Below are 19,988 nucleotides of genomic sequence, written 5' to 3' on the forward strand. Positions count from 1 at the left end.
TCACGTACTTCAAGTACGCTCCGCTCCGGTTCTCGGAAGCTGCCATTTTCGACTCAGCCTGACCTGAATCTCAACACATCCTTGGTTCGTTTGACTATTTAGGAACTTTTTGATGACTGAACCGACGACACCGGAGACCCGACTCTGGACCCCTGCGGGTTTTCACGACGATGAGTGGACGCATGCCGAAAGCGCCGATGCGCTGTCCGGCAACGGCCGCTTCATCCTGCCGTTGCAAGTCTTCCTCGATCTGGATCCGGAGGTGCGCCGCTCGGCCAAGGAACGGCTCGGCGTCCTGCTGCAGCCTGGTGATCAGCTCGAGAAGATTGCCGACCTGCTCGACCAGCTGTCGCTGGTGGCATTGGCCTTCCCGGCCTTCAGCGACGGCCGCTCCTTCTCCAAGGGAGAACTGCTGCGCGGCCGCTACCATTTCGAAGGTGCCGTTCGCGCCACGGGCCAGGTGCTGGTGGACCAACTGCCGCATATGCTGCGGCTGGGCTTCGACGAGTTCGAGATTTCCAATGCGGTGCTGTTGAAGCGCCTGGAGGAGGGCCGCACCGGCGGATTGGGGCTCTACTACCAGCCAGCCGCCGTGCCGGAACCAAAAGGCCCGAAATACTCCTGGCGACGCGTTCGCAGCAGCTGACGTTGCGGTAATTCCGCGCGTCTTTACATCAGCCGTGTTCAGGCCTTCTCTTGATCATCCGGATGGAAAATCCGTGGAACGATCGGGGAGGGGTCTTCATGCGTTACGACTATGTCATAGCCGGCGGTGGGTCCGCCGGCTGTGCGCTTGCCGCGCGGCTTTCGGAAGATCCATCGAAAACGGTCTGCCTGATCGAAGCTGGCGGCGAGGGCAGGGATATGCTGATCCGTGCTCCGGCTGGCATTATCGGCATGCTTTCCGGCCGGCCCAGGATCAACAACTGGGCCTTCGAAACCGTGCCGCAGCAAGGTCTTGGCGGCCGCAAGGGCTACCAGCCGCGCGGCAAGGCGCTGGGCGGCTCCAGCGCCATCAATGCAATGCTCTATGTCAGGGGCCATCACAGCGACTATGACGAATGGGCAAATCTGGGCTGCGAGGGCTGGTCGTGGGATGAGGTTCTGCCCTATTTCCGGCGCGCCGAGGGCAATGAGCGCGGCACTGATGCCTTGCATGGCGGGGACGGCCCGCTGAAAGTGTCGAACCAGCGCTCGCCGAGGCCGATCGCCAAGGCCTTCATAGAGGCTTGTGCCGAAAACCAGATTCGCGCCTCGGACGATTTCAACGGACCGGAACAAGAGGGCGCCGGCTATTTCCAGGTGACCCAGTTTGCCGGTGGCGCCCGTAATGGCGAGCGCTGTTCGACTGCCGCCGCCTATCTCCATCCGGTGATGCAGCGGACCAATCTGACCGTGATCACGCGGGCGCACGCCACAGGCATCGTCCTTGCCGGCAAGCGCGCCACCGGCATCCGCTACCGGACGCGCAAAGGCGAGGCAGTGGCACAGGCGTCGCGCGAGGTGATCCTCTGCGGTGGTGCCTTCGGTTCGCCGCAGCTTCTGTTGCTGTCGGGTATCGGCCCGGCGGCCGAACTTGCCGTGCATGGCGTTCCCGTCGTCCACGAATTGCCGGGCGTCGGCAAGAACCTGCAGGACCACCTCGATTTTATCGTCGGCTGGAGATCGAAGGACACCGATATGCTCGGTATGAGCCCGCGCGGCGCGTGGGGTTTCCTCAGGCACATCGCGCAGTGGCGGCGGGATGGAACCGGGCTGATCGCCTCGCCGTCGGCCGAGAGCGGCGCTTTCGTCAAATCCGACCCGGCGCTTGAGCGCCCTGACCTGCAGCTGCAATTCGTCATCGGCCTGGTCGAAAACCATGCGCGCACGCTGCACTACGGCTTCGGCTTTTCCTGTCATGTCTGCATATTGCGGCCGCACTCGCGTGGCGAGGTTGGGCTGGCCAGCGCCGATCCACTTGCCGCGCCACGCATCGATCCGCGCTTTCTCGGTGACCAGCGCGATGCGGAACTGCTGCTGAAAGGCGTGAGGATCACCCGGCAGGTGCTGGCTTCGCCGGCGCTGACGCGCTACCGGCACAAGGAAATGCACATCGCCGGCGAGCCGAGCGATGCCGATCTGATGACCCATATCCGTACCCGCGCCGACACGGTCTATCACCCGGTCGGCTCCTGTCGGATGGGGGTCGACGAGATGGCGGTGGTCGATCCGCAACTCAAGGTGCGCGGGCTTGAAGCCTTGCGTGTCGTGGACGCCTCGGTGATGCCGACACTGATTGGTGGCAACACCAATGCCCCAACCATCATGATCGCCGAAAAGGCCGCCGACATGATCAGGGCTGCCTGATCGGAGCTCCAGGCCGCGGCGCCCATGGCGCGGCGGTCTTTTTGTTGTGACGCAATTGCCCAGGGAAAACGCTACGCGTTTTCCCTGGAAAACCGTTCACACTTCTCCTGGAATTGCTTAAGCCGCCGCCCGTGCCTCGCGGAACGACACCAGCTTGCGGCGGTTTTCGTCCCACAATGCCAGTTTGACGCAGCGCAAGCTTTCGAGCAGCGTAACCCGTCCGATGTCGCGCAACTCGGGATAATCCCGCAGCACTTCCTGCAACCGGTAGCACGGCACCTTGGCCGAGAGGTGATGGACGTGATGGACACCGATGTTGCCGGTGAGCCAGTTCAGCACCGGCGGGAGATCGTAATACGACGATCCGTGCAAGGCGGCGTGCTGGAATTCCCAGTCGGCATCCTTCGCCCATTCTGTTTCCTCGAACTGGTGCTGGACGTAGAACAGCCAGATGCCGGCCGAACCGGCGAGGATGACGATCGGCAGGTGAACCACCAGGAAAGCGCCCGGGCCGACGAACCAGATAAGGACGGCTGCTGCGACCGCGATGCCAAGGTTGGTGGTCATCGACGACACCCAAGGGGTCAGGCCGCCGCGCATCATGCCGACGGGTAGCCTCTGCTCGAAGATGAAAAGCCAGATCGGACCGAGCCCGAACATCACCAGCGGATGGCGATAGAGACGATAGGCGAGGCGGCCCCGCCACGACATCTGCCGGTATTCTGCAACGGTCAGCGTCCGGATGTCGCCCATGCCGCGTTCGTCAAGATTGCCGGCGCTGGCGTGGTGCGTCGCGTGGGCGCGCCGCCAGCAATCGTAGGGCGTCAGCGTCAGGATGCCGAGCGCGCGGCCAATCCAGTCGTCCGCGTAACGATTGGCGAAGAAGGAGCCGTGGCCGCAATCGTGCTGGATCATGAAGATGCGCACCAGAAACCCGGCCGCGGGGAGGATGAGGACCAGTCCCCACCAATGGCCATAGGCATAAGCCGCCGAAGACAGCCCCCAGAGTATGGCGAATGGAATGAGGGTGATGGCGAGTTCGACGGCGCTGCGCCGCCTGTCAGGCTTCTTGTAGCGGGCGAGAATCTTCAACCAGGCGCGCTTGCTGTTGGCGACCGCCTCAGGGGAAATCATGTTCATCAGGAAGCATAGGCGGGGCGCCTCGCCGCCGCAAGGCAACATCACGCAAAATTACTGTGCGTAATTGTCGCGTGGCTTGGCGATCGAGCCTGCCAACCCGCCAAATCGACCTGCTGATGGCTCTGAGCGTCGGTTTTCCGCTGGTCGATCGCTATTCGCGATCGAGGATAGGGCAGCCGCGCTCGGTGCCAAAAGTCACGCGCACGCGGTCGCCGCCCTGTCTGCCGCGGACCGTGATCTCCCGGCGGCCGACGGACTCTATCCTTGCGCGGCGGATGCCCATTCGGTCTGCCTTGTCGAGAGCCCGGTCTTCCGTGCAGCCTCGTTGACGGCGGTCGCGCCGATCGTCGCGACGGGGGCCTTCGCAATCGTCGTAGGCGGGGTCGCAATCTTCCATGAGCTTCAGCCGCGGGCCATGTTTGCCCAATTGCAGCTGAAGATTGTCTGCTTGTGCCGGAAAGGCCGCCAAGGTGAGGGCGCCGAGGCCGACAAACGCTATCAGCGATGAGGTGATCGAAACCTTGCGCATTTACGTCCTCCATTGAACCACAACACATCTATCCTTAGATGGTTCGGCTCTCCCCGGCTATTGCCGATAGGAGGTTTGCTGCCAAGATCGATTGTTGCGTTACGGCCGGCGCCAGCCGATGTCACCGCGCTCCGCCCCATCGAGGCGGTCGAGCAGTTCTCTGAACCGATCGGGGATGTCGGCCTCGGTGCGGAAGGCCGGCAAGGTGCGCAGAAAGCGGGTCACCGCCTCGGCGCCGAACTGGCGCCTGATCTCGATGGCCAGCCCCTCTGCCTTTTCGCCCATGTTGCGGGTCATCATCTCAAAATCCTGTGTCGGCTTCGAAACTCCTGCAGCAAGAGAATGGTTCCCCCATCATGCCTGTATGGCAAGCAAAGCCCGCGGTTAAGGTAAAATTTGAATTAAAGTCGAAATGTCTTGCCTGTCATTGTCCGGCCTTGGCCGGCGGCTTCCATAGTCGCTTACCCCTTGATTTTTGGCCGCCAAACATCGATATCGGGCACAAAATCCACATCATTCGAGATTGACGGGAAACGGCGATGAGCGACCAGGCAAAAGACGAACGCGCGCCCGACGAAGTCGAGGCGACCGAGCCCGCAGCCGAGCGCACGGAAGGCAGCACCGACGGCGACTATGAAGCCCTTGTGCGGCTGCTGAAGGAAAATGAGGAGCTGAAGGACCGCGCGCTGCGCGTGGCGGCGGAGATGGAAAACCTGCGTCGCCGCACGGCGCGCGATGTGCACGATGCGCGCACCTACGCGGTCGCGAATTTCGCCCGCGACATGTTGTCGGTGTCGGACAATCTGCGCCGCGCGCTGGATGCGATTCCCGCCGAGGCCAAGGCATCGGGTGACGCCGGCTTCAAGGCGCTGATCGAAGGCGTCGACCTCACCGAGCGCGCCATGCTGTCGGCGCTGGAACGGCATGGGGTCAAGAAGCTCGCGCCTGAAGGCGAGAAGTTCGATCCCAATTTCCACCAGGCGATGTTCGAAGTGCCCAATCCGGATGTCCCGGCCAACACCGTGGTCCAGGTCGTGCAGCCGGGCTATTCGATCGGCGACCGCGTGCTGCGCCCGGCCATGGTCGGCGTCGCCAAGGGTGGTCCGAAGTTCGCCGCCGCTGAAGCACCGGTTGAGCCGGGGCCGGTGAATGAGCAGGCTGAGAAAGATGCGTAGTTAGGGCAGTAAGGGAGTAGGGGAGTAAGGGAGTAGGGGAGTAGGGAAGCGTACCAACGGTGCGGCTTTGTGATAAACATACTCTCCTATTCTCCTCTTCCCTTACTCCCCTGGTCTGCATGAATGCCATCGCGCTTCTCGACTATGCCGGTGTCGCCGTCTTCGCGGCGACCGGGGCGCTGGCGGCTTCGCGTAAGCAACTCGACATCATCGGCTTCCTGTTCCTGGCCAGCGTCACCGGGATAGGCGGTGGCACGCTTCGCGACGTTATCCTCAACCTGCCGGTTTTCTGGGTCGCCAACTCCGGCTATGTGCTGGTCTGCGCCGCGGTTGCGGTGCTGGTCTTCTTCAGCGCGCATCGTGTCGAATCGCGCTGGAAGTGGCTGCTCTGGCTCGACGCCATCGGGCTCGCCGCCTTTTCGGTGATGGGCGCGGCCAAGGGGCTTGCGATTACCGGCTCGCCGGTCGTGTCCGTCATCACCGGCGTGCTCACCGCCACTTTCGGCGGCATTTTGCGCGATCTCCTTGCGGGCGAGCCATCGGTGCTGCTCAGGCCCGAAATCTACGTCACGGCGGCCCTTGCGGGTGCAGGCCTCTACACGCTTGGCGATCTTGCCGGACTGCCGCCGCTCGCCTCGAACCTCGCCGGCTTTGCGGCGGCGTTCCTCGTGCGCGGTGGTGCGCTCAAATTCGGCTGGTCATTTCCGTCCTACAAGAGCCGACCCGGCAGGCGGCCGGAAGATATTTTGTGAAAGGAAGCGAATAGCGAATAGAGAGTAGCGAATAGGGGTTGAGCGAGATAGCTCCCGCTATTCTCTATTCGCCAGCGTCACGCAGCGAAGCGCTGGGCTTCGCCGCCATAATAGTTGACGTAGCGTGCGCCGATCTCCTTGACCGGCATCACGACGAATACATCGACCGTCGAGAATTCGCGATCGATGACGCAACCATCGCCGATGCGGGCACCGACGCGCAGATAGCCCTTGACCAAAGGCGGCATCGCGGCGATCGCCGCCTTGGCATTGACGGCCTCGATCGGCATCAGATCCATCGAGCAATAGCGCCCGGACACAGCGCGCACGTCCCAGGCCGAATTCGTCCGGCAGTGGTGGGCGAGGTAGGTGAGCGCTTCGGCATGCGCCGCCGGCACGGTGCCGTGAAAGGACGCGCAACCGGTCATCACACCGATTTCGTAATGATTGATGTAAGCCCAGATGCCTTGCCACAACGCCTCGATGGTGCGCTTCGAGCGGTATTCCGGCAAAACGCAGGAGCGGCCGAGTTCAAGGAAACGCTGGCCGGGGTGGCGGGCGATGAGCTTGGTCAGCTCGAATTCACCTTCGGAATAGAAGCCACCGGCCGTGGCCGCGATTTCTTGCCGCAGCAGCCGATATGTGCCGACGATGCGGCGATGTTCGGGACCGGAAAGCGTGGTGTCCAAAACCAGCAGATGGTCGCAGAGCGGATCGAACCGGTCGGCGTCCCGGCGGTCATGGGCCTGGAACAGGTCCTTCCTGGCGCCAAGTTCGTCGTAGAACACCCGGTAGCGCACTTCCTGCGCGGCCGCGATCTCGGCCTCGTTGCGAGCGAGCCGCACTTCAAGATTGCCTATACGGCCCAGCGCAGCGCCCTTTATGACGGAATCGACGTTACGTCCGGCAAGCAAGGCGCTGCTGGCGTTCGGCCGAGTGTCACATTCCGGCATAACTGTATGCACGAGTGATTCTCCTTCGAGCCATCCCTCTTGGCACGGGGATACGGTGTAGGTGCAACAGGATTGTGACAGTACCGTGATACGACGTCATGGGCAATACTTCGTCGGCTGGCGAATACGATCAACCGGCTACGTTTAAGTGATCGCCTGTGCCGAATGGCGGTGGAAAGCTCAGGCCGCGACGACCTGCCCCTCGACGGCATTGACCAGCGCTTCGGGGTCGAGCGGTTTGGTGACAAAGCCGCTGGCGCCATGGGCCAACACCGCATGACGGGTCTTTTCCTGGCTGTCGGCCGACAGCACCATGATCGGCACCGGCCGCACGGCACTTTCTTCCTCATGGCGGCGGATGGCGGCGATCGCGTCCAGCCCGTCCATGACCGGCATGTGCAGATCCATCAAGACCACGTCGAAGCGGTCCTTGTGCGCGGCGCCGGTGACAGCCTCGACGGCGGCCTTGCCGTTGCCGACCACCTTGACGCGATGCCCGGCCTTCAGCAGCGTGGCGCGGGCCAGCATGGCGTTGATGTCATTGTCCTCGGCGATCAGCACTGACAGGCCGCGCTGGCGGTTGCCGACGGCCCGCAGCGACGGTGCGCCGCGCTTTTCCGGCGGCGGCGGGCCGAGGCTCGGAGCATGGCTGCTCAGCAGAACACGCAGAAGTGTTCCGCCACGCACCGGCCTGGCCAGGAAGGTTGCGTAGCCGCTGGCGCGGAACTCGCCAAGCATGCCGCGATCGGTCGGGGCGATCAGCGTGATCGCCTCACAGTCGGAGAAACCGCTCTGGCGCAGGCGCTTGAGCAGCCTTCCGTCGCCTTCTTCCATCGCTGCATCGACCAGGATCGCATCGCAGCCGGCGGCGAAAGGCGCGGCCTGTGCGGCAGTGGTGGCGATGTCGACCGCGCCGCCATTGGCGCGGATGGTGCGGGCGATGGCGTCGGCCTCGACAGCGTTCTTCGACAGGATCACCGCGCGTCTGCCCGAGAGAGCATTCTGGTGGCCCTGTGGCGCTTCGGTGGCCGCTATCGCAGGGATTTCGAAGACGAATTCGGATCCCTGGCCGAGCCGGCTGGATACCGAGATCGTGCCGCCCATGGCGGCCACCAGGCGCCTGGAGATGGCAAGGCCGAGGCCGGCCCCGCCATGCGTGCGTGTCGACGTGCCGTCGGCCTGTTCGAACTCCTCGAAAATGCGCTCCAGGTCGGCATCACGAAGGCCCGGACCGGTATCGGCGATGGTGAAGCATATGCGGTCGCTGGTTTCGGTGCGTGCGCGTGCTATGCTCACCAGCACGCCGCCGCTGTCGGTGAACTTGATGGCGTTGCCGATGAGGTTGAGAAGCACCTGCCTGACCTTGCCCGGATCGGCGGTGATCAATTGCGGCACGTCGGGTTCGACATGGCAACCCAGTCCGATATCCTTGGCGAAGGCGCGCGCGGCCAGCAATTCGATAATGTTGTCGGCGATCTCGCGCACCGACATCGGCTGCGGCTCGGGATCGAAGCGCCCGGCTTCGATCTTGGAATAGTCGAGAAGATCCTCGATCAGGGCAAGCAATGCGCTGGCCGAGGTCGAGACGGCGCCGACATAGGTCTGCTGCTCCGGCGACAGGCTGGTGTCGGCGAGCAACCTGGCCATCCCCATGATGCCGTTCATCGGGGTGCGGATTTCATGGCTGACGGTGGCGAGGAAGCGCGATTTGGCCTGGCTGGCATATTCGGCCCGTTCGCGCGCGGTGATCAGCGAGGATTCGGCGCGTTTGCGGGCGGTGATGTCGCGGGCGATGGCGCGGTGTGAAACGGCGCCGCTGTCCTTGTCGCGCACCGACAGTTCGATCCAAGAGAACCAGCGCTGCCCGCTCGGCGTGCTGATGGAGACATCGGTGGAACTCAGACACTCATGGTCGGAAAAGGCGGCATCGGGAACCATGCCGACCTCGATGCCCAGTTCTGCCAGGGTCTTGCCGGCAAGGTCGCGCTGGTCGACCTCGACGAGATCGGCGAAGACCTTGTTGGCATAGACGATGTAGCCGTCGCGGTCGCGATGGATGACGAGATCGCCAAGCGCGTCGATCAGGCCGCGAAAGCGCTCGTCGCTCTCCTGCATCTCCCACATGCGGTCGGCCAGCGTCTCTATCTCGGCGCGGCTGCGGGCAGTGGTTTCGTCAAGAAGGGCGGAGGTGCGATGTTCGCTCCGCCTGGCGCGCAGATGCAGGGCAAGGCCGGCAAGGCCGGTTGCCAGCAATGCGACGCTGATGAAGATCGGTGCCCCGGTCAGATGCGCCAGCCCGGCCACCAACACGATGGCGACGAATGTCAGAAAGGGCAGGCTTTCGCGCCTGGAGAATTCCGGCTCGGGCACCAGCGGCGGCGCGGCGACGAAGCGCCGCGTCGACGCCGGCGGGAGCACCGCATCGACGTCGTCGCCAGTGTCCGCCTGTTGGCTGCCGGATTCCGCGATCATGCGAAATCCTTGCCAGACAGAGATTATGGAAAATTGCGGCGGATCGTTCGAATTTTAGCGGATGAGCGCTTTTTGCCGAGGCGCGGCGGGTTTGCCACCAGATCTGGCGATTCCATCCCTTCCGGCAGTTGGGCGGAGTCACATATCCACGACGACGCGGCCGCGGATCTTGCCGTCGACGATGTCGCGCGCGGCATCGACGATGCCGTCGAACCCGATGGTGCTGGACAGGCTGGCGAGCTTCTGCAGATCGAGGTCGGTGGCGATGCGGCGCCATGCCTCGAGGCGGACTGCTTTCGGCGCCATCACTGAATCGATGCCGAGCAATGAGACGCCGCGCAGGATGAAGGGCGCGACGCTGGCCGGCAGGTCCATGCCGCCGGCCAGGCCGCAGGCGGCGACCGCGCCGCCATAGGAGGTCATCGAGAGCACATTGGCCAGCGTGTGGCTACCGACGGCGTCGATGCCGCCGGCCCAGCGCTCCTTGGCCAGCGGCTTGGCCGGCTGGGCAAGCTCGTCGCGCGATATCACTTCGGCGGCGCCAAGGTCGATCAGATAGGGGCTTTCGGCATTGCGGCCGGTGGAAGCAATGACATGGTAGCCGAGGCTGGACAGGATCGAGACCGCTACCGAGCCGACGCCGCCGGCCGCCCCCGTCACCACCACCGGGCCGCGATCGGGCAGGATGCCGTGCCGTTCCAGGGCCATGACGCAGAGCATGGCGGTGTAGCCTGCGGTGCCGACGGCCATCGCGTCATGCGTGCTGATGCCTTGCGGCAGCGGCACCAGCCAGTCGCCCTTGACGCGGGCACGGCCTGCATAGGCGCCGAAATGGGTTTCGCCGACGCCCCAGCCGTTCAGAATGACCTTGTCTCCGGTGCGCCAGTCGGGATGCGAGGACGAGACGACGGTGCCGGCGAAATCGATGCCCGGCACCAGCGGCCAGCGGCGGATCACCGGCGCCTTGCCTGTGATCGCCAGGCCATCCTTGTAGTTCACCGTCGTTGCCTCGACCGCGACGGTGACATCGCCTTCCATCAGGTCGGCCTCAGTGAAATCGGTTACGTTGACCGACTGCTTTTTCTCGGCGTCACGCGAAACGAGGATGGCTTTGAAGGTTTCGGACATGTCTTTCTCCGCGATCTTGTTTGGCGACATGAACTGTGCGGCGATGGCCGCACGGGGTCAATCCTTGGAAGGCCTGGCTTTGGGTTCGCGTCCCCAGCCGAACAGCTCGTCGAAGACGACCAGTGCCGCGCCCACCGAGATGAAGGCGTCGGCAAGGTTGAAGACGGCGAAGGACCACACCGGCGTGTGAAACAGGATGTAGTCGATGACGTGGCCGTAGACGGCGCGGTCGATCAGATTGCCCAGAGCGCCACCGACGATCAGCGCAAAGCCGGTGCGGGCAAGGATCTGGGACGGCGCGATCCGCGTCGCCAGGAACAGCACGAAAGCAACGACGACAAGCGAGATGACGATCAGCCCGGTGTCGCCGAAGGACGAGAACATCGAGAAGGCGATGCCGGTATTGTAGGTGCGGAACAGCGCCAGGAAGGGCAGCAGATCAACCTTCTCCTGAAAAGGCAGATCGGCCTCGACCAGGTATTTTACCCACTGGTCGAGCGCGATGGCCGCGACGACGAGCAGTGCGTAGGGAGACCATGATCTCACGGGCGGGCAACCTTCATTGCTGGTCCAGGATTGGCTCGAGCTTGAGCGCGCCGCGCCGGATCTCGAACAGCATGATGCCGGTGGCAACGGCCAGATTGAGCGAATCGGCACGGCCGGCTTGCGGAATCCTGAGCAGCCTGTCGCAGCTCGCAGCCAGGCTTTCGGGCAGTCCCTGCTGCTCGTTGCCCATCATCAGCAGCACGGGCCCGCGTGAAAAATCGACCGAGCGGTAGTCGACGGCGCCTTTCAGGTGGGTGCCGGCGACTAGCCCTGAGAAGCCGCCTCGCCAGGTAAGGAAAGCCTCGGTTGTCGCCTTGGCCACCGGCACGGCAAAGATCGAACCCATGGTGGCGCGCACCGTTTCCACGGAGAACGGATCAGTGGTATCGCCGACCAGGATGACGCCTTTGGCGCCGACTGCATCGACGGTGCGGATGACGGTGCCGAGATTGCCGGGATCGCGTACCCGGTCGAGAGCCACCCAGACGTCGCCATTGTCGGCGCGGACATCCTTCAAGGCGAGGAATTTTTGCGAAAAGACGCCCACCACCATTTGCGGATTGTCGCGACGGGTGATGGCGACCAGCACCTTTTCCGACACTTCGAGCACCATGCCGCCGGCGGCAACCGTGCGTGCGGCCACCTTCTCCACCGCCGCGTTGCCGCGCCCGGCCTTGGCGAAAACCAATGTCCTGATCTGCCAGCCGAGATCGAGCGCATCGATAACCAGCTTCAACCCTTCGGCCATGAAGGCGTTCTGCTGGTCGCGGAATTTCTTCTGAGCGAGCGCCTTGATGTCCTTGACCAGCGGATTGGCGAGGCTGGTGACCTCCTTCACCTGGCCAGGTGCGCCTGCATGCCGCTCGTTCATTCAGCCACCCAGCGCGAAAACAATGAGGTCGAGAGCGCCCGGCCAGCGGACTTTTCACGGATGATCAGCTCACCCGATTCAATCTTGCCGCCCATGCCGGCAAAGGTATCGCGCATCAAGGCGTGGATGGCGAAGAAGGAGGCGCGGATCGAATAGGCGGTCAGCACCACGGCAAGCGGCTTCGGCGTCAGGATCGCCCGGCAGAGATCGGTCAAATCGGGCAGGTCCTCGAACAATTGCCAGACCTCGCCCTTAGGGCCACGGCCATAGGCCGGCGGGTCGAACAGGATGATGTCGTAGCGGCTGCCGCGGCGCTCCTCGCGCTCGGCGAATTTGACCGCGTCGTCGACGATCCAGCGGATCGGCTTGCTGCCGAGGCCGGCCATCTCCTGGTTTTCACGGGCCCAGCCGATCGCTTTCTTCGAGGCATCGACATGGGTGACCTCGGCGCCGGCGCGAGCCGCCACCAATGAGGCGAGACCGGTATAGCCGAACAGGTTCAGCACCTTGACCGGCCGCTTCGCCGCCGCGATCAGCCCGGCCATGTGATCCCAATGGGAGGCCTGCTCGGGAAAGACGCCGACATGACGAAACGAGGTGAAACGGCCGAGATAGTCGATGCCGTCATGCTTCATCGGCCAGGTCTCGCCGAGCGGCAGCTTGGGGAAACGCCAGCGGCCGATGCCCTCCTCGTCGGTGTCGCCGGTGAAGACGGCGTCGGCACGCTCCCATTCCTTTGCCGGCAAGGCCTTTTGCCAGATCGCCTGGCCCTCGGGCCGCACGATACGGTAGGGGCCATATTGTTCGAGCTTTTGGCCGGTGCCGCTGTCGAGCAGCGCATAATCGGCATTGGGCGCCACTTCCAGGATCACGGGAAGATGTTCGGTGGGCAGGGCGCCTTCGCGGCGGGCCAGGATGCGCGGGGCCGAGTTCGGTTCGGAACGACTTTCCGTCTTCGACTCATGGCGCTCGCGCGGTGGTGCTTCCGGTCTGGCAGGAGCCTGGCCGGGACGCGGACGTGACACGTCCGCCGCACCCTTCGCGGATGGATGTGGACGGTTGTCGCGGCGTTTGTCGCGAAAAGACTTCAAGCGGGGGCAACTCCGAACGGCGTGGCCGCTTTTGACATAGGGCAACCGGCTTCGCAACCAACTCCGACAGGTCGGCCTCTCCGGTTCAGGTTGGCCGTGGTGGACCAATGTCAAGGAAACAGGCAAATCTAGCGGATGTCCCGCTCCGAACGCCTACTCGACCTCATACAGTGCTTGCGCCGGCATCGCCGGCCGGTGAGCGGGCACATGCTCGCCGACGAGATGGGCGTTTCGATCCGCACGCTCTACCGCGATATCGCGACGCTGCAGGGCCAGGGCGCGCCGATCGAGGGCGAGGCGGGTGTCGGTTATGTGCTCAAGCCCGGCTTCATGCTGCCGCCGCTGATGTTCAGCGACGAGGAGATCGAAGCCATCGTGCTCGGCTCGCGCTGGGTCGCCAAGCAGCCCGACCAGCGTCTCTCTGCCGCCGCCGCCAACGCGTTGGCCAAGATCGCGGCGGTCCTGCCGGACGATCTGCGCGAGGATCTCGACGCGAGCACACTGCTGGTCGGCCCTCCCGCCACGGCCATCGAGACCATCGACCTTGGCCTCGTACGGCAAGCCATCCGCAACGAGCGCAAGCTCGGCTTTCTTTACCGCGCCCCCGGCGGCGCTGCGTCCGAGCGTGTCGTGTGGCCATTTGCGCTGGGCTTCTTCGACAAGGTGCGGGTGGTGGTGGCGTGGTGCGAGATGCGGCACGGTTTCCGGCATTTTCGCGCCGATCGCATCGCCGAACTCCAAGCAACGGACACGCGCTATCCGCGTCGTCGCCAGGCGCTGCTCAAGGAATGGCGGGCAACGCTCGACAAGCCGCGTGGTTCGAGATGACTGCTGCCATAATCTGACAGTAGCCCATCTTATGGTCGCCAAGTCGAAGCACCGAACCTTGGAGAGCAGATATGGCCATCCCGAATTTCGTCATCCTCTATGTCGACCAGCCGCTTGAGAGCGGCGCCTTCTACAGCGCGCTGCTCGGCCGTGAGCCGGTTGAAAGTTCGCCGACCTTCGTGCTGTTCGTGCTCGATGCCGGCTTCAAGTTCGGCCTGTGGTCGCGCCATACGGTGGAGCCGGCAGCCGCCATGTCAGGCGGTGGCGCCGAAATCGTCTTTGCGCTGGATACGCCCGATGCGGTCGATGCCACCCATGCCGACTGGTCCGGGCGCGGGCTGACAATTCTGCAGACGCCAACCGACATGGATTTCGGCCGTACTTTTGTCGCGCTCGATCCCGACAATCATCGCCTGCGCGTCTATTGGCTGTCCGATGGCGAACAGGCCAATGGTGACCAGAAATGAGCGCGTACTGGATCGCGGTGGCATCGGCCGAACATGTCCGGCGGGGTCGCGCAGCCGGCTTCATGCAGGTCAACCACGGCAAGGCGGCACCGCTGCGTCGCGTCAAGCCAGGCGATGGCATCGTCTACTACTCGCCGAACACTGTTTTGGGCGAGAAAGATGGCCTGCGGGCCTTCACCGCGATCGGCATCGTGCGGGAAGGCGAGCCCTATCAGGGCGATATGGGCGCCGGCTTCACGCCCTTCCGCCGCGATGTGGCGTGGGCCAAGGCCGAGGAAGCGCCGATCAAGCCGCTGCTCGACAGGCTGGACTTCACCATGGCCAAGTCGAACTGGGGTTATCAGCTTCGCTTTGGCCTTTTCGAAATCGGGGATCACGATTTTCGTGTGATCGCCGACGCGATGAGCGCCAAAATGGCTGTACCGGCGAACTAGGCCGTGAGCGCCTTGTAGACGGCAATGCCGGCGGCAAGATCCTCGAGCGCCGCGCCGACCGACTTGAACAGCGTGATCTCCCCAGCGCTCTCGCGACCCTTCTTCTGGCCGCGCGCTAATTCGTGCAGATCGGCGACGATGGTTTCCGGCTTCAGCACGCCGGAGGCCAGCGGTTGGACGATGTCGCCGGCTTCCTTGGTGGCGCCGGCGCGGGTGTCGACATAGACGCGGGCAAGCCTGATCGCGTCGTCGTCGCTCTCGCGCATCGTCGGCGTAAAGCCTCCGACCAGGTCGACATGGGTTCCCGGCCGCAACAATGCGCCCTTGATCAGCGGCGTCGTCGTGATCGTCGCCGAGGAGACGATGTCGGCCTGCCCAAGCTCGGCATCGAGATCGCTCGCCGCGCTGGCTGCAAAACCCTCGGCGCGCAGGTCGGCGGCGACTTTCTCGGCATTGGCCGGGGTGCGGTTCCAGATGCGGATGGTCTTGATCGGCCGTACGGCCGAGTGCGCCTTGGCGAGGAAGGGCGACAGCGCGCCGGCGCCGACCACCAGCAGCCGCGAGGCATCGTCGCGGGCGAGATAGGAGGCCGCGAGCGCCGAAGCGCAGGCGGTCCGCCACTGTGTCAGCCGCTGGCCGTCGATCAAGGCTTCAGGTTCGCCGGTGGCGCCGTTAAGCAGAAGGTAGAGTCCCATCACCGCCGGCTTGCCGATGGCGTTGTTGTCGGGGGACACGGTGACGATCTTGACGCCGACGTGACCGCCGGTCGATGTGCCCGCCGCGTTGAGATCGGTCCAGGCCGGCATCAAAAGCAGTGTGGAGGCGGCACCATCTGGCCGCTCGATCGTATGATGATGCCTGACCGGCTGCACCGCACCGTCGCGAAACGCCGTGCGCAGCGTCTCGACCAGCCCGGCAAAGCTCAGCGCATGGTCGACCTCTGCGGCCGAAATGGTCAGCATGAAAAACTCCGTGGGGACAAAACCGCCGACGGGCGGCTCAAGCGGTCGGCTTCGGCAATGCGGACCCTTGGGCGGACCCTTGGGCGGAGCCTGGGGCCTGGCTTTGCGGTACCGCCGGCGCACGGCTGACCGCCTGGCGCAGGTTCTCGGCTTCGACGCCGCGCTGGCGCGCCAGCTTGCGATAGCGGCCCTGCTTGACCCAGGTTGCCAGGCTGCCGATGATCATGCCGATGGCGAGTGCCAGGAACAGGAAGATGAACAGCGGCAAAGTCAGGGTCAGCTTCGGATTGCCGGGGTTGAACGGATCGAGCGTGAAGGCGACCAGTTCGCGGTTGGCAACGGCGAGTGCGATCAGGATGATCGCCAGGGGCACGAAGATCGCGATGAGCATGAAGCGATTGAACATGATGTTTTCCGTCGGAAGCTGGCCTGTCCGAAAGGCCGTCAGGCGCTGACGTCGCGCCTACTTGCCGCCGTTCAGCCTTTCACGCAGTTCCTTGCCGGTCTTGAAGAACGGCACCCATTTCTCCTCGACCTCGACGGATTCGCCGGTGCGCGGATTGCGACCGGTGCGGGCGGGACGATTCTTCACCGAAAAAGCGCCGAAGCCTCGCAACTCGACCCGGTTGCCTTCGGCAAGGGCGTCGGTGATTTCATCGAAGATGGCGCCGACGATGTTTTCGACGTCGCGCAGGAAAAGATGCGGATTGCGCGTGGCAATAATCTGCACAAGTTCGGACTTGATCATGAGACGGGTCCCCGTGAAAGCAGTGCGGTCAAAATTATGAGGATGATTTTATTTGCTTTTTTCACTTGCCCCAAACGGCGTCTCAAGGGTGCCAGACGGAAACGAGACCGTCAAGAAACAAGCGGTCGGCTCCGAGTTCATGGATGACGTCGCCGCTGTAGGCGGGCAGGCCGAGCGCACTGCCGATGGTTTGCGCCATCGCTTTCGAGAACAGGAAGCCGCCGCGCTGTTCGGTATCCTTCCACTCGACGACCTTGAGCTTGGCATCGACGCCCTTGGTCGCCAGCCAGTCGACCGCTACCGCCTCGCCGCCGACGGCGTCGATCAGCCCGTTGGCAACGCCCTGGCGCCCGGTGAATATCGAGCCGTCGGCAAGCGCCAGCGCTTGTTCGCGGGTCATCTTGCGGCGTTCGGCGACGATGTCGACGAACCAGTTATAACTGTCGAGGATGAGTTTGCGAACCATGGCACGCTCGTCGTCATTGGTCGGCTTGAAGGGAGAGGGTGCGGCTTTCAGCGGCGAGGATTTCACCTCCTCCAGCTTGACGCCGAGTTTGTCCATCAGGCCGCTGACGTCGGGATACTGGATCAGCACGCCGATCGAGCCGACGATCGAGGTCTTGCGGGCAACGATGTGATCGGCGGCACTGGCGATCATATAGCCGGCCGATGCGGCGAGCGTGCCGACTTCCGCCACCACCGGCTTGTCGGCGGCCAGCTTGCGCACTTCTTCATAGATCGATTCACCACCGACGGTGGTGCCGCCAGGCGAATCGATCGACAGGATCACGCCTTTCACCTTCGATGAAAGACGGATGGTTTCCAGCCGCTTGATCAGTTCCTCGTCCTCGGTGATCGTGCCTTCGATCTTGACCTTGGCAATATGGTCGACCGTCGAGCCACCGAAATCGTCGCCATAGAACCAGGTTGAAAGCGCAATCACCCCAAGGGCTACGATGCCTATGGCGACGACGCGCCAGAATGTCAGCTTGCGCCGCAAACGGCGGCGGTCGATCAGGTCGTCGGCTCTCAGTGCCATGGTCAGCCTTTCAGTCGGCGGGAGGAGACGCTTTTAGACCATGATCCGCCCATCTGGAAGCAGTTCTCTTTTGCGTATGGCGAGACAAGTCAGCACCTGGACGTGAGGTGGCCATCTCCGTCGACAGTCGACCGGCCCGGGCTGGGCGCTCTACAAGTATTGGTCTGCTCACATGTTTGTGCAATCGCCCCAGGTCGGCGACGAGACCGACGGCGGATAAATTTTACGCCGCGTGTCTGTTTCTGCTATGGAGAACACGCAGTTGTGCGGACCTCGTTTTCGTCTGTACAAAGGCGGCTGTCACATTTTTGCAGTTTTCGTGCGCTTGTGCTTGCTTGAAAGCGCCGGCGTCCCACCTATAGGCGGTGCTCAAGGGTGGGCAGGGTTAAAGAAAGCAGTGAATGTTAGCGCGACCGATTGAACCGACCAACGCCGAGGCGGTGTTGGCTCCCCCGGCGGACGGCCGGACGCGCGGCGACGCTTTCGACCGTGCACAGCGTCATTCGCGCCGCGTGCGCGTTCTCAAATTTGCCGTGCCGGTGGCCGCGGCACTGATAGCGGTCGCTTTCCCGGTCTATTCCTATCTCGCCGCACCCGTCGCCGTGAAGGTTCAGGCGGAAGGCACTGCCTTTTCCAACGGCAAGCTGGTGATGGCCAATCCCAAGCTCAACGGTTTCACCAAGCAGAAGCAGCCTTATTCGATGACGGCGCTGCGTGCCATTCAGGATGTCAGCACGCAAGGCATCATCGAGCTGGAAGGCATCGACGCCAAGGTGCCGATCGCGCCCGACAATGTGGCGGCGGTCAAGGCCTCGCACGGCACCTACGATCGCGACGGCAATACGATGAACCTGACCAGCGACGTGACGATCACCACGACCGACGGCATGCAGGCCAAGTTCAAATCGGTCTTCCTCGACATGGGCAAAGGCACTATGAAGACGGGAGATCCCGTCGATGTCAGCCGTGGCGGGTCGCGGATCACAGCGGATACGATGTCGGTCCAGGACAATGGCAAGGTTCTGGTTTTCGAGAACAAAGTGCGCGTCAACATCGATTCCTCCGCCTTGAAGGCGGCACAGGGAAACAGCGGAGAAACCAATGCGGCTCAGTAGTTCGACGCGGCTCGCGGCTGCAACTTCAGCGTTGCTGCTGCTCGGACTCGTGCCGTCATGGGCGCAGACGACCAGTCAATCAGGCCTCAAACTGTCCGGCGACAAGCCGATCCAGATCGAGAGCGACAAGCTGGAAGTCCGCCAGGCCGACAGTGTCGCCATCTTCACGGGCAATGTCAGCGTCGTCCAGGGGCCGACATTGATGAAGGCCGGCAAGATGACGGTCTACTACGTCAAGGACCCCAACGCCGCTGCCAAGGGCACGGAGGCCGCGGGTGCGGCGATGACGGGCTCGGCCAACATCGATCACCTGGAGATCTCCGACAAGGTTTACATCAAGTCGGATGCGCAGGTCGCGACAGGCGATCAAGGCAGCTTCGATATGAAGAGCCAGGTTCTGGTGCTTTCGGGCAAAAAGGTCGTTCTGTCGCAAAACGACAACATTCTGGTGGGCTGCAAGCTTACCGTGCAGATGAAAAGCGGGCTGGCTCAGGTGGATCCATGCGCTGGGCAACGCGTCCAGATGTCGATCACGCCGCCGCCGAAATCGGGAGCGACGAACCCCTGATGGCCAGCCTGTCGTCGCTGACGGCGCGTCTTCCGGGACGGGCCGCCGGCAAGCTTTCGGCGCCGGCCACGGTGACCGTAGATGCGGGAAAGTTCAAGGGAACCCTGATCGCCAAGGGGCTGACCAAGAGCTACAAGGGCCGCAAGGTCGTCAGCGGCGTCACCATCGGCGTGCGCGCTGGCGAGGCCGTTGGGCTGCTCGGCCCCAACGGCGCCGGCAAGACGACCTGTTTCTACATGGTTACCGGCCTCGTGCCGGTGGATGAAGGCACGATCGAGATCGACGGCTTCGACGTCACGTCGATGCCGATGTACCGTCGCGCACGCCTCGGCATCGGCTATCTGCCGCAGGAAGCGTCGATCTTCCGCGGCCTCAATGTCGAGCAGAATATCCGCGCGGTGCTGGAAGTGGTCGAAAAGGACCGCAAGGTGCGCGAGCGCAATCTCGACGAACTGCTCGAGGAATTCCACATCAGCCATCTGCGCAAGGCGCCATCCATGTCGCTTTCGGGCGGCGAGCGGCGACGCCTGGAAATCGCGCGAGCGCTGGCGACGCGTCCGGCCTACATGCTGCTCGACGAGCCTTTCGCAGGCATCGATCCGATCGCCGTCGCGGATATCCAGCAACTGGTGCGCCACCTGACGGCGCGCGGCATCGGCGTCCTCATCACCGATCACAATGTGCGCGAAACGCTCGGCCTCATCGACCGCGCCTACATCATCCATGCCGGCCAGGTGCTGACCCATGGAAGGGCCGACGAAGTGGTGGCGAACCCGGATGTGCGGCGACTTTACCTCGGCGAGGGTTTTACGCTCTGAGCG

The 19,988-nt window shown here is 63.5% G+C and carries 23 protein-coding genes; 10 read left to right on the forward strand and 13 right to left on the reverse strand.

What is annotated here, in order from left to right; genetic code table 11:
* Positions 1–112 precede the first annotated feature (112 nt).
* Together EJ079_RS14215 and EJ079_RS14220 are read left to right on the forward strand one after the other, a co-directional pair.
* Positions 113–646, forward strand: coding sequence for a DUF934 domain-containing protein (locus EJ079_RS14215; RefSeq protein ID WP_127809305.1), 534 nt, complete (start codon positions 113–115; stop codon positions 644–646).
* A 98-nt stretch (positions 647–744) separates the two neighbouring features.
* Positions 745–2,349, forward strand: coding sequence for a GMC family oxidoreductase N-terminal domain-containing protein (locus EJ079_RS14220; RefSeq protein ID WP_127809306.1), 1,605 nt, complete (start codon positions 745–747; stop codon positions 2,347–2,349).
* Between the two features lie 117 nt (positions 2,350–2,466).
* On the opposite strand, the gene EJ079_RS14225 is transcribed toward EJ079_RS14220, so the two are convergent.
* From EJ079_RS14225 to EJ079_RS14235, 3 genes are all read right to left on the reverse strand, one after another.
* Complete coding sequence (locus tag EJ079_RS14225) at positions 2,467–3,489, reverse strand: fatty acid desaturase (RefSeq protein ID WP_127273297.1); 1,023 nt, start codon at positions 3,487–3,489, stop codon at positions 2,467–2,469.
* A gap of 151 nt (positions 3,490–3,640) precedes the next feature.
* The gene (locus EJ079_RS14230) at positions 3,641–4,018 is read right to left on the reverse strand and encodes a hypothetical protein (protein WP_127397791.1); all 378 of its coding nucleotides are present in this window, start codon (positions 4,016–4,018) and stop codon (positions 3,641–3,643) included.
* Positions 4,019–4,117: 99 nt separating this feature from the next.
* The gene (locus EJ079_RS14235) at positions 4,118–4,318 is read right to left on the reverse strand and encodes a hypothetical protein (RefSeq protein ID WP_127319283.1); all 201 of its coding nucleotides are present in this window, start codon (positions 4,316–4,318) and stop codon (positions 4,118–4,120) included.
* 239 nt (positions 4,319–4,557) lie between these two features.
* Between EJ079_RS14235 and grpE the strand changes: the two genes are divergently transcribed.
* Positions 4,558–5,193: a nucleotide exchange factor GrpE gene (gene grpE / locus EJ079_RS14240; RefSeq protein WP_027161324.1), complete on the forward strand. Its 636-nt coding sequence runs from the start codon at positions 4,558–4,560 to the stop codon at positions 5,191–5,193.
* Between the two features lie 119 nt (positions 5,194–5,312).
* Positions 5,313–5,945, forward strand: coding sequence for a trimeric intracellular cation channel family protein (locus EJ079_RS14245; RefSeq protein ID WP_127319279.1), 633 nt, complete (start codon positions 5,313–5,315; stop codon positions 5,943–5,945).
* Positions 5,946–6,022: 77 nt separating this feature from the next.
* Here EJ079_RS14245 and EJ079_RS14250 read toward each other — a convergent pair whose 3' ends face one another.
* From EJ079_RS14250 to EJ079_RS14275, 6 genes are all read right to left on the reverse strand, one after another.
* A complete protein-coding gene (locus EJ079_RS14250; RefSeq protein WP_023812526.1) occupies positions 6,023–6,898 on the reverse strand; it encodes a GNAT family N-acetyltransferase in 876 nt (291 codons plus the stop codon).
* 180 nt (positions 6,899–7,078) lie between these two features.
* On the reverse strand, positions 7,079–9,370 hold the full coding sequence (locus EJ079_RS14255) for a PAS domain-containing hybrid sensor histidine kinase/response regulator (RefSeq protein ID WP_127809307.1): 2,292 nt from the start codon (positions 9,368–9,370) through the stop codon (positions 7,079–7,081).
* 138 nt (positions 9,371–9,508) lie between these two features.
* The gene (locus tag EJ079_RS14260; protein WP_127809308.1) at positions 9,509–10,498 is read right to left on the reverse strand and encodes an MDR family oxidoreductase; all 990 of its coding nucleotides are present in this window, start codon (positions 10,496–10,498) and stop codon (positions 9,509–9,511) included.
* A 57-nt stretch (positions 10,499–10,555) separates the two neighbouring features.
* Positions 10,556–11,044 carry a signal peptidase II gene (gene lspA / locus EJ079_RS14265; protein WP_127809309.1) on the reverse strand — a complete coding sequence of 163 codons (489 nt, stop codon included), beginning with the start codon at positions 11,042–11,044 and terminating at the stop codon, positions 10,556–10,558.
* Positions 11,045–11,057: 13 nt separating this feature from the next.
* Positions 11,058–11,915 (reverse strand): RNA methyltransferase, encoded by an 858-nt coding sequence (locus EJ079_RS14270; RefSeq protein ID WP_127809310.1) that lies wholly within the window; start codon positions 11,913–11,915, stop codon positions 11,058–11,060.
* On the reverse strand, positions 11,912–13,006 hold the full coding sequence (locus tag EJ079_RS14275) for a class I SAM-dependent rRNA methyltransferase (protein ID WP_127809311.1): 1,095 nt from the start codon (positions 13,004–13,006) through the stop codon (positions 11,912–11,914). The genes EJ079_RS14270 and EJ079_RS14275 overlap by 4 nt, the downstream gene beginning before the upstream one ends.
* A 135-nt stretch (positions 13,007–13,141) precedes the next feature.
* On the opposite strand from EJ079_RS14275, the gene EJ079_RS14280 reads away from it, so the two are divergent.
* The 3 genes from EJ079_RS14280 (at position 13,142) to EJ079_RS14290 (ending at position 14,735) form a co-directional block, all read left to right on the forward strand.
* Complete coding sequence (locus EJ079_RS14280) at positions 13,142–13,834, forward strand: YafY family protein (protein ID WP_127809312.1); 693 nt, start codon at positions 13,142–13,144, stop codon at positions 13,832–13,834.
* Between the two features lie 71 nt (positions 13,835–13,905).
* Complete coding sequence (locus EJ079_RS14285; RefSeq protein ID WP_127809313.1) at positions 13,906–14,301, forward strand: VOC family protein; 396 nt, start codon at positions 13,906–13,908, stop codon at positions 14,299–14,301.
* Positions 14,298–14,735, forward strand: coding sequence for an EVE domain-containing protein (locus tag EJ079_RS14290; RefSeq protein WP_127271652.1), 438 nt, complete (start codon positions 14,298–14,300; stop codon positions 14,733–14,735). The genes EJ079_RS14285 and EJ079_RS14290 overlap by 4 nt, the downstream gene beginning before the upstream one ends.
* Here EJ079_RS14290 and EJ079_RS14295 read toward each other — a convergent pair.
* The 4 genes from EJ079_RS14295 to sppA all read right to left on the reverse strand — a co-directional run bounded on the left by EJ079_RS14295 (position 14,732) and on the right by sppA (position 17,484).
* On the reverse strand, positions 14,732–15,697 hold the full coding sequence (locus EJ079_RS14295; RefSeq protein ID WP_127809314.1) for an ornithine cyclodeaminase family protein: 966 nt from the start codon (positions 15,695–15,697) through the stop codon (positions 14,732–14,734). The two genes, EJ079_RS14290 and EJ079_RS14295, sit on opposite strands and share 4 nt — an antisense overlap.
* A gap of 37 nt (positions 15,698–15,734) precedes the next feature.
* A complete protein-coding gene (locus EJ079_RS14300; RefSeq protein WP_127809315.1) occupies positions 15,735–16,103 on the reverse strand; it encodes a LapA family protein in 369 nt (122 codons plus the stop codon).
* A 57-nt stretch (positions 16,104–16,160) separates the two neighbouring features.
* The gene (locus tag EJ079_RS14305) at positions 16,161–16,445 is read right to left on the reverse strand and encodes an integration host factor subunit beta (RefSeq protein ID WP_006200394.1); all 285 of its coding nucleotides are present in this window, start codon (positions 16,443–16,445) and stop codon (positions 16,161–16,163) included.
* Between the two features lie 82 nt (positions 16,446–16,527).
* Entirely contained in the window at positions 16,528–17,484 is a 957-nt protein-coding gene (gene sppA, locus EJ079_RS14310; protein ID WP_127269998.1) for a signal peptide peptidase SppA, read from the reverse strand.
* A gap of 401 nt (positions 17,485–17,885) precedes the next feature.
* On the opposite strand from sppA, the gene lptC reads away from it, so the two are divergent.
* From lptC to lptB, 3 genes are read left to right on the forward strand one after another with little or no spacing between them, the layout of a single operon-like run.
* Positions 17,886–18,599 (forward strand): LPS export ABC transporter periplasmic protein LptC, encoded by a 714-nt coding sequence (lptC, locus tag EJ079_RS14315; RefSeq protein ID WP_127809316.1) that lies wholly within the window; start codon positions 17,886–17,888, stop codon positions 18,597–18,599.
* Positions 18,586–19,167, forward strand: coding sequence for an LptA/OstA family protein (locus tag EJ079_RS14320; RefSeq protein WP_127328297.1), 582 nt, complete (start codon positions 18,586–18,588; stop codon positions 19,165–19,167). The genes lptC and EJ079_RS14320 overlap by 14 nt, the downstream gene beginning before the upstream one ends.
* The gene (gene lptB / locus EJ079_RS14325) at positions 19,167–19,985 is read left to right on the forward strand and encodes an LPS export ABC transporter ATP-binding protein (RefSeq protein WP_013529586.1); all 819 of its coding nucleotides are present in this window, start codon (positions 19,167–19,169) and stop codon (positions 19,983–19,985) included. Before EJ079_RS14320 ends, lptB begins: the two co-directional genes overlap by 1 nt.
* Positions 19,986–19,988 lie beyond the last annotated feature (3 nt).

Origin of the sequence: Mesorhizobium sp. M7A.F.Ce.TU.012.03.2.1, from assembly GCF_004006095.1 — a bacterium.
GTDB lineage: Bacteria > Pseudomonadota > Alphaproteobacteria > Rhizobiales > Rhizobiaceae > Mesorhizobium.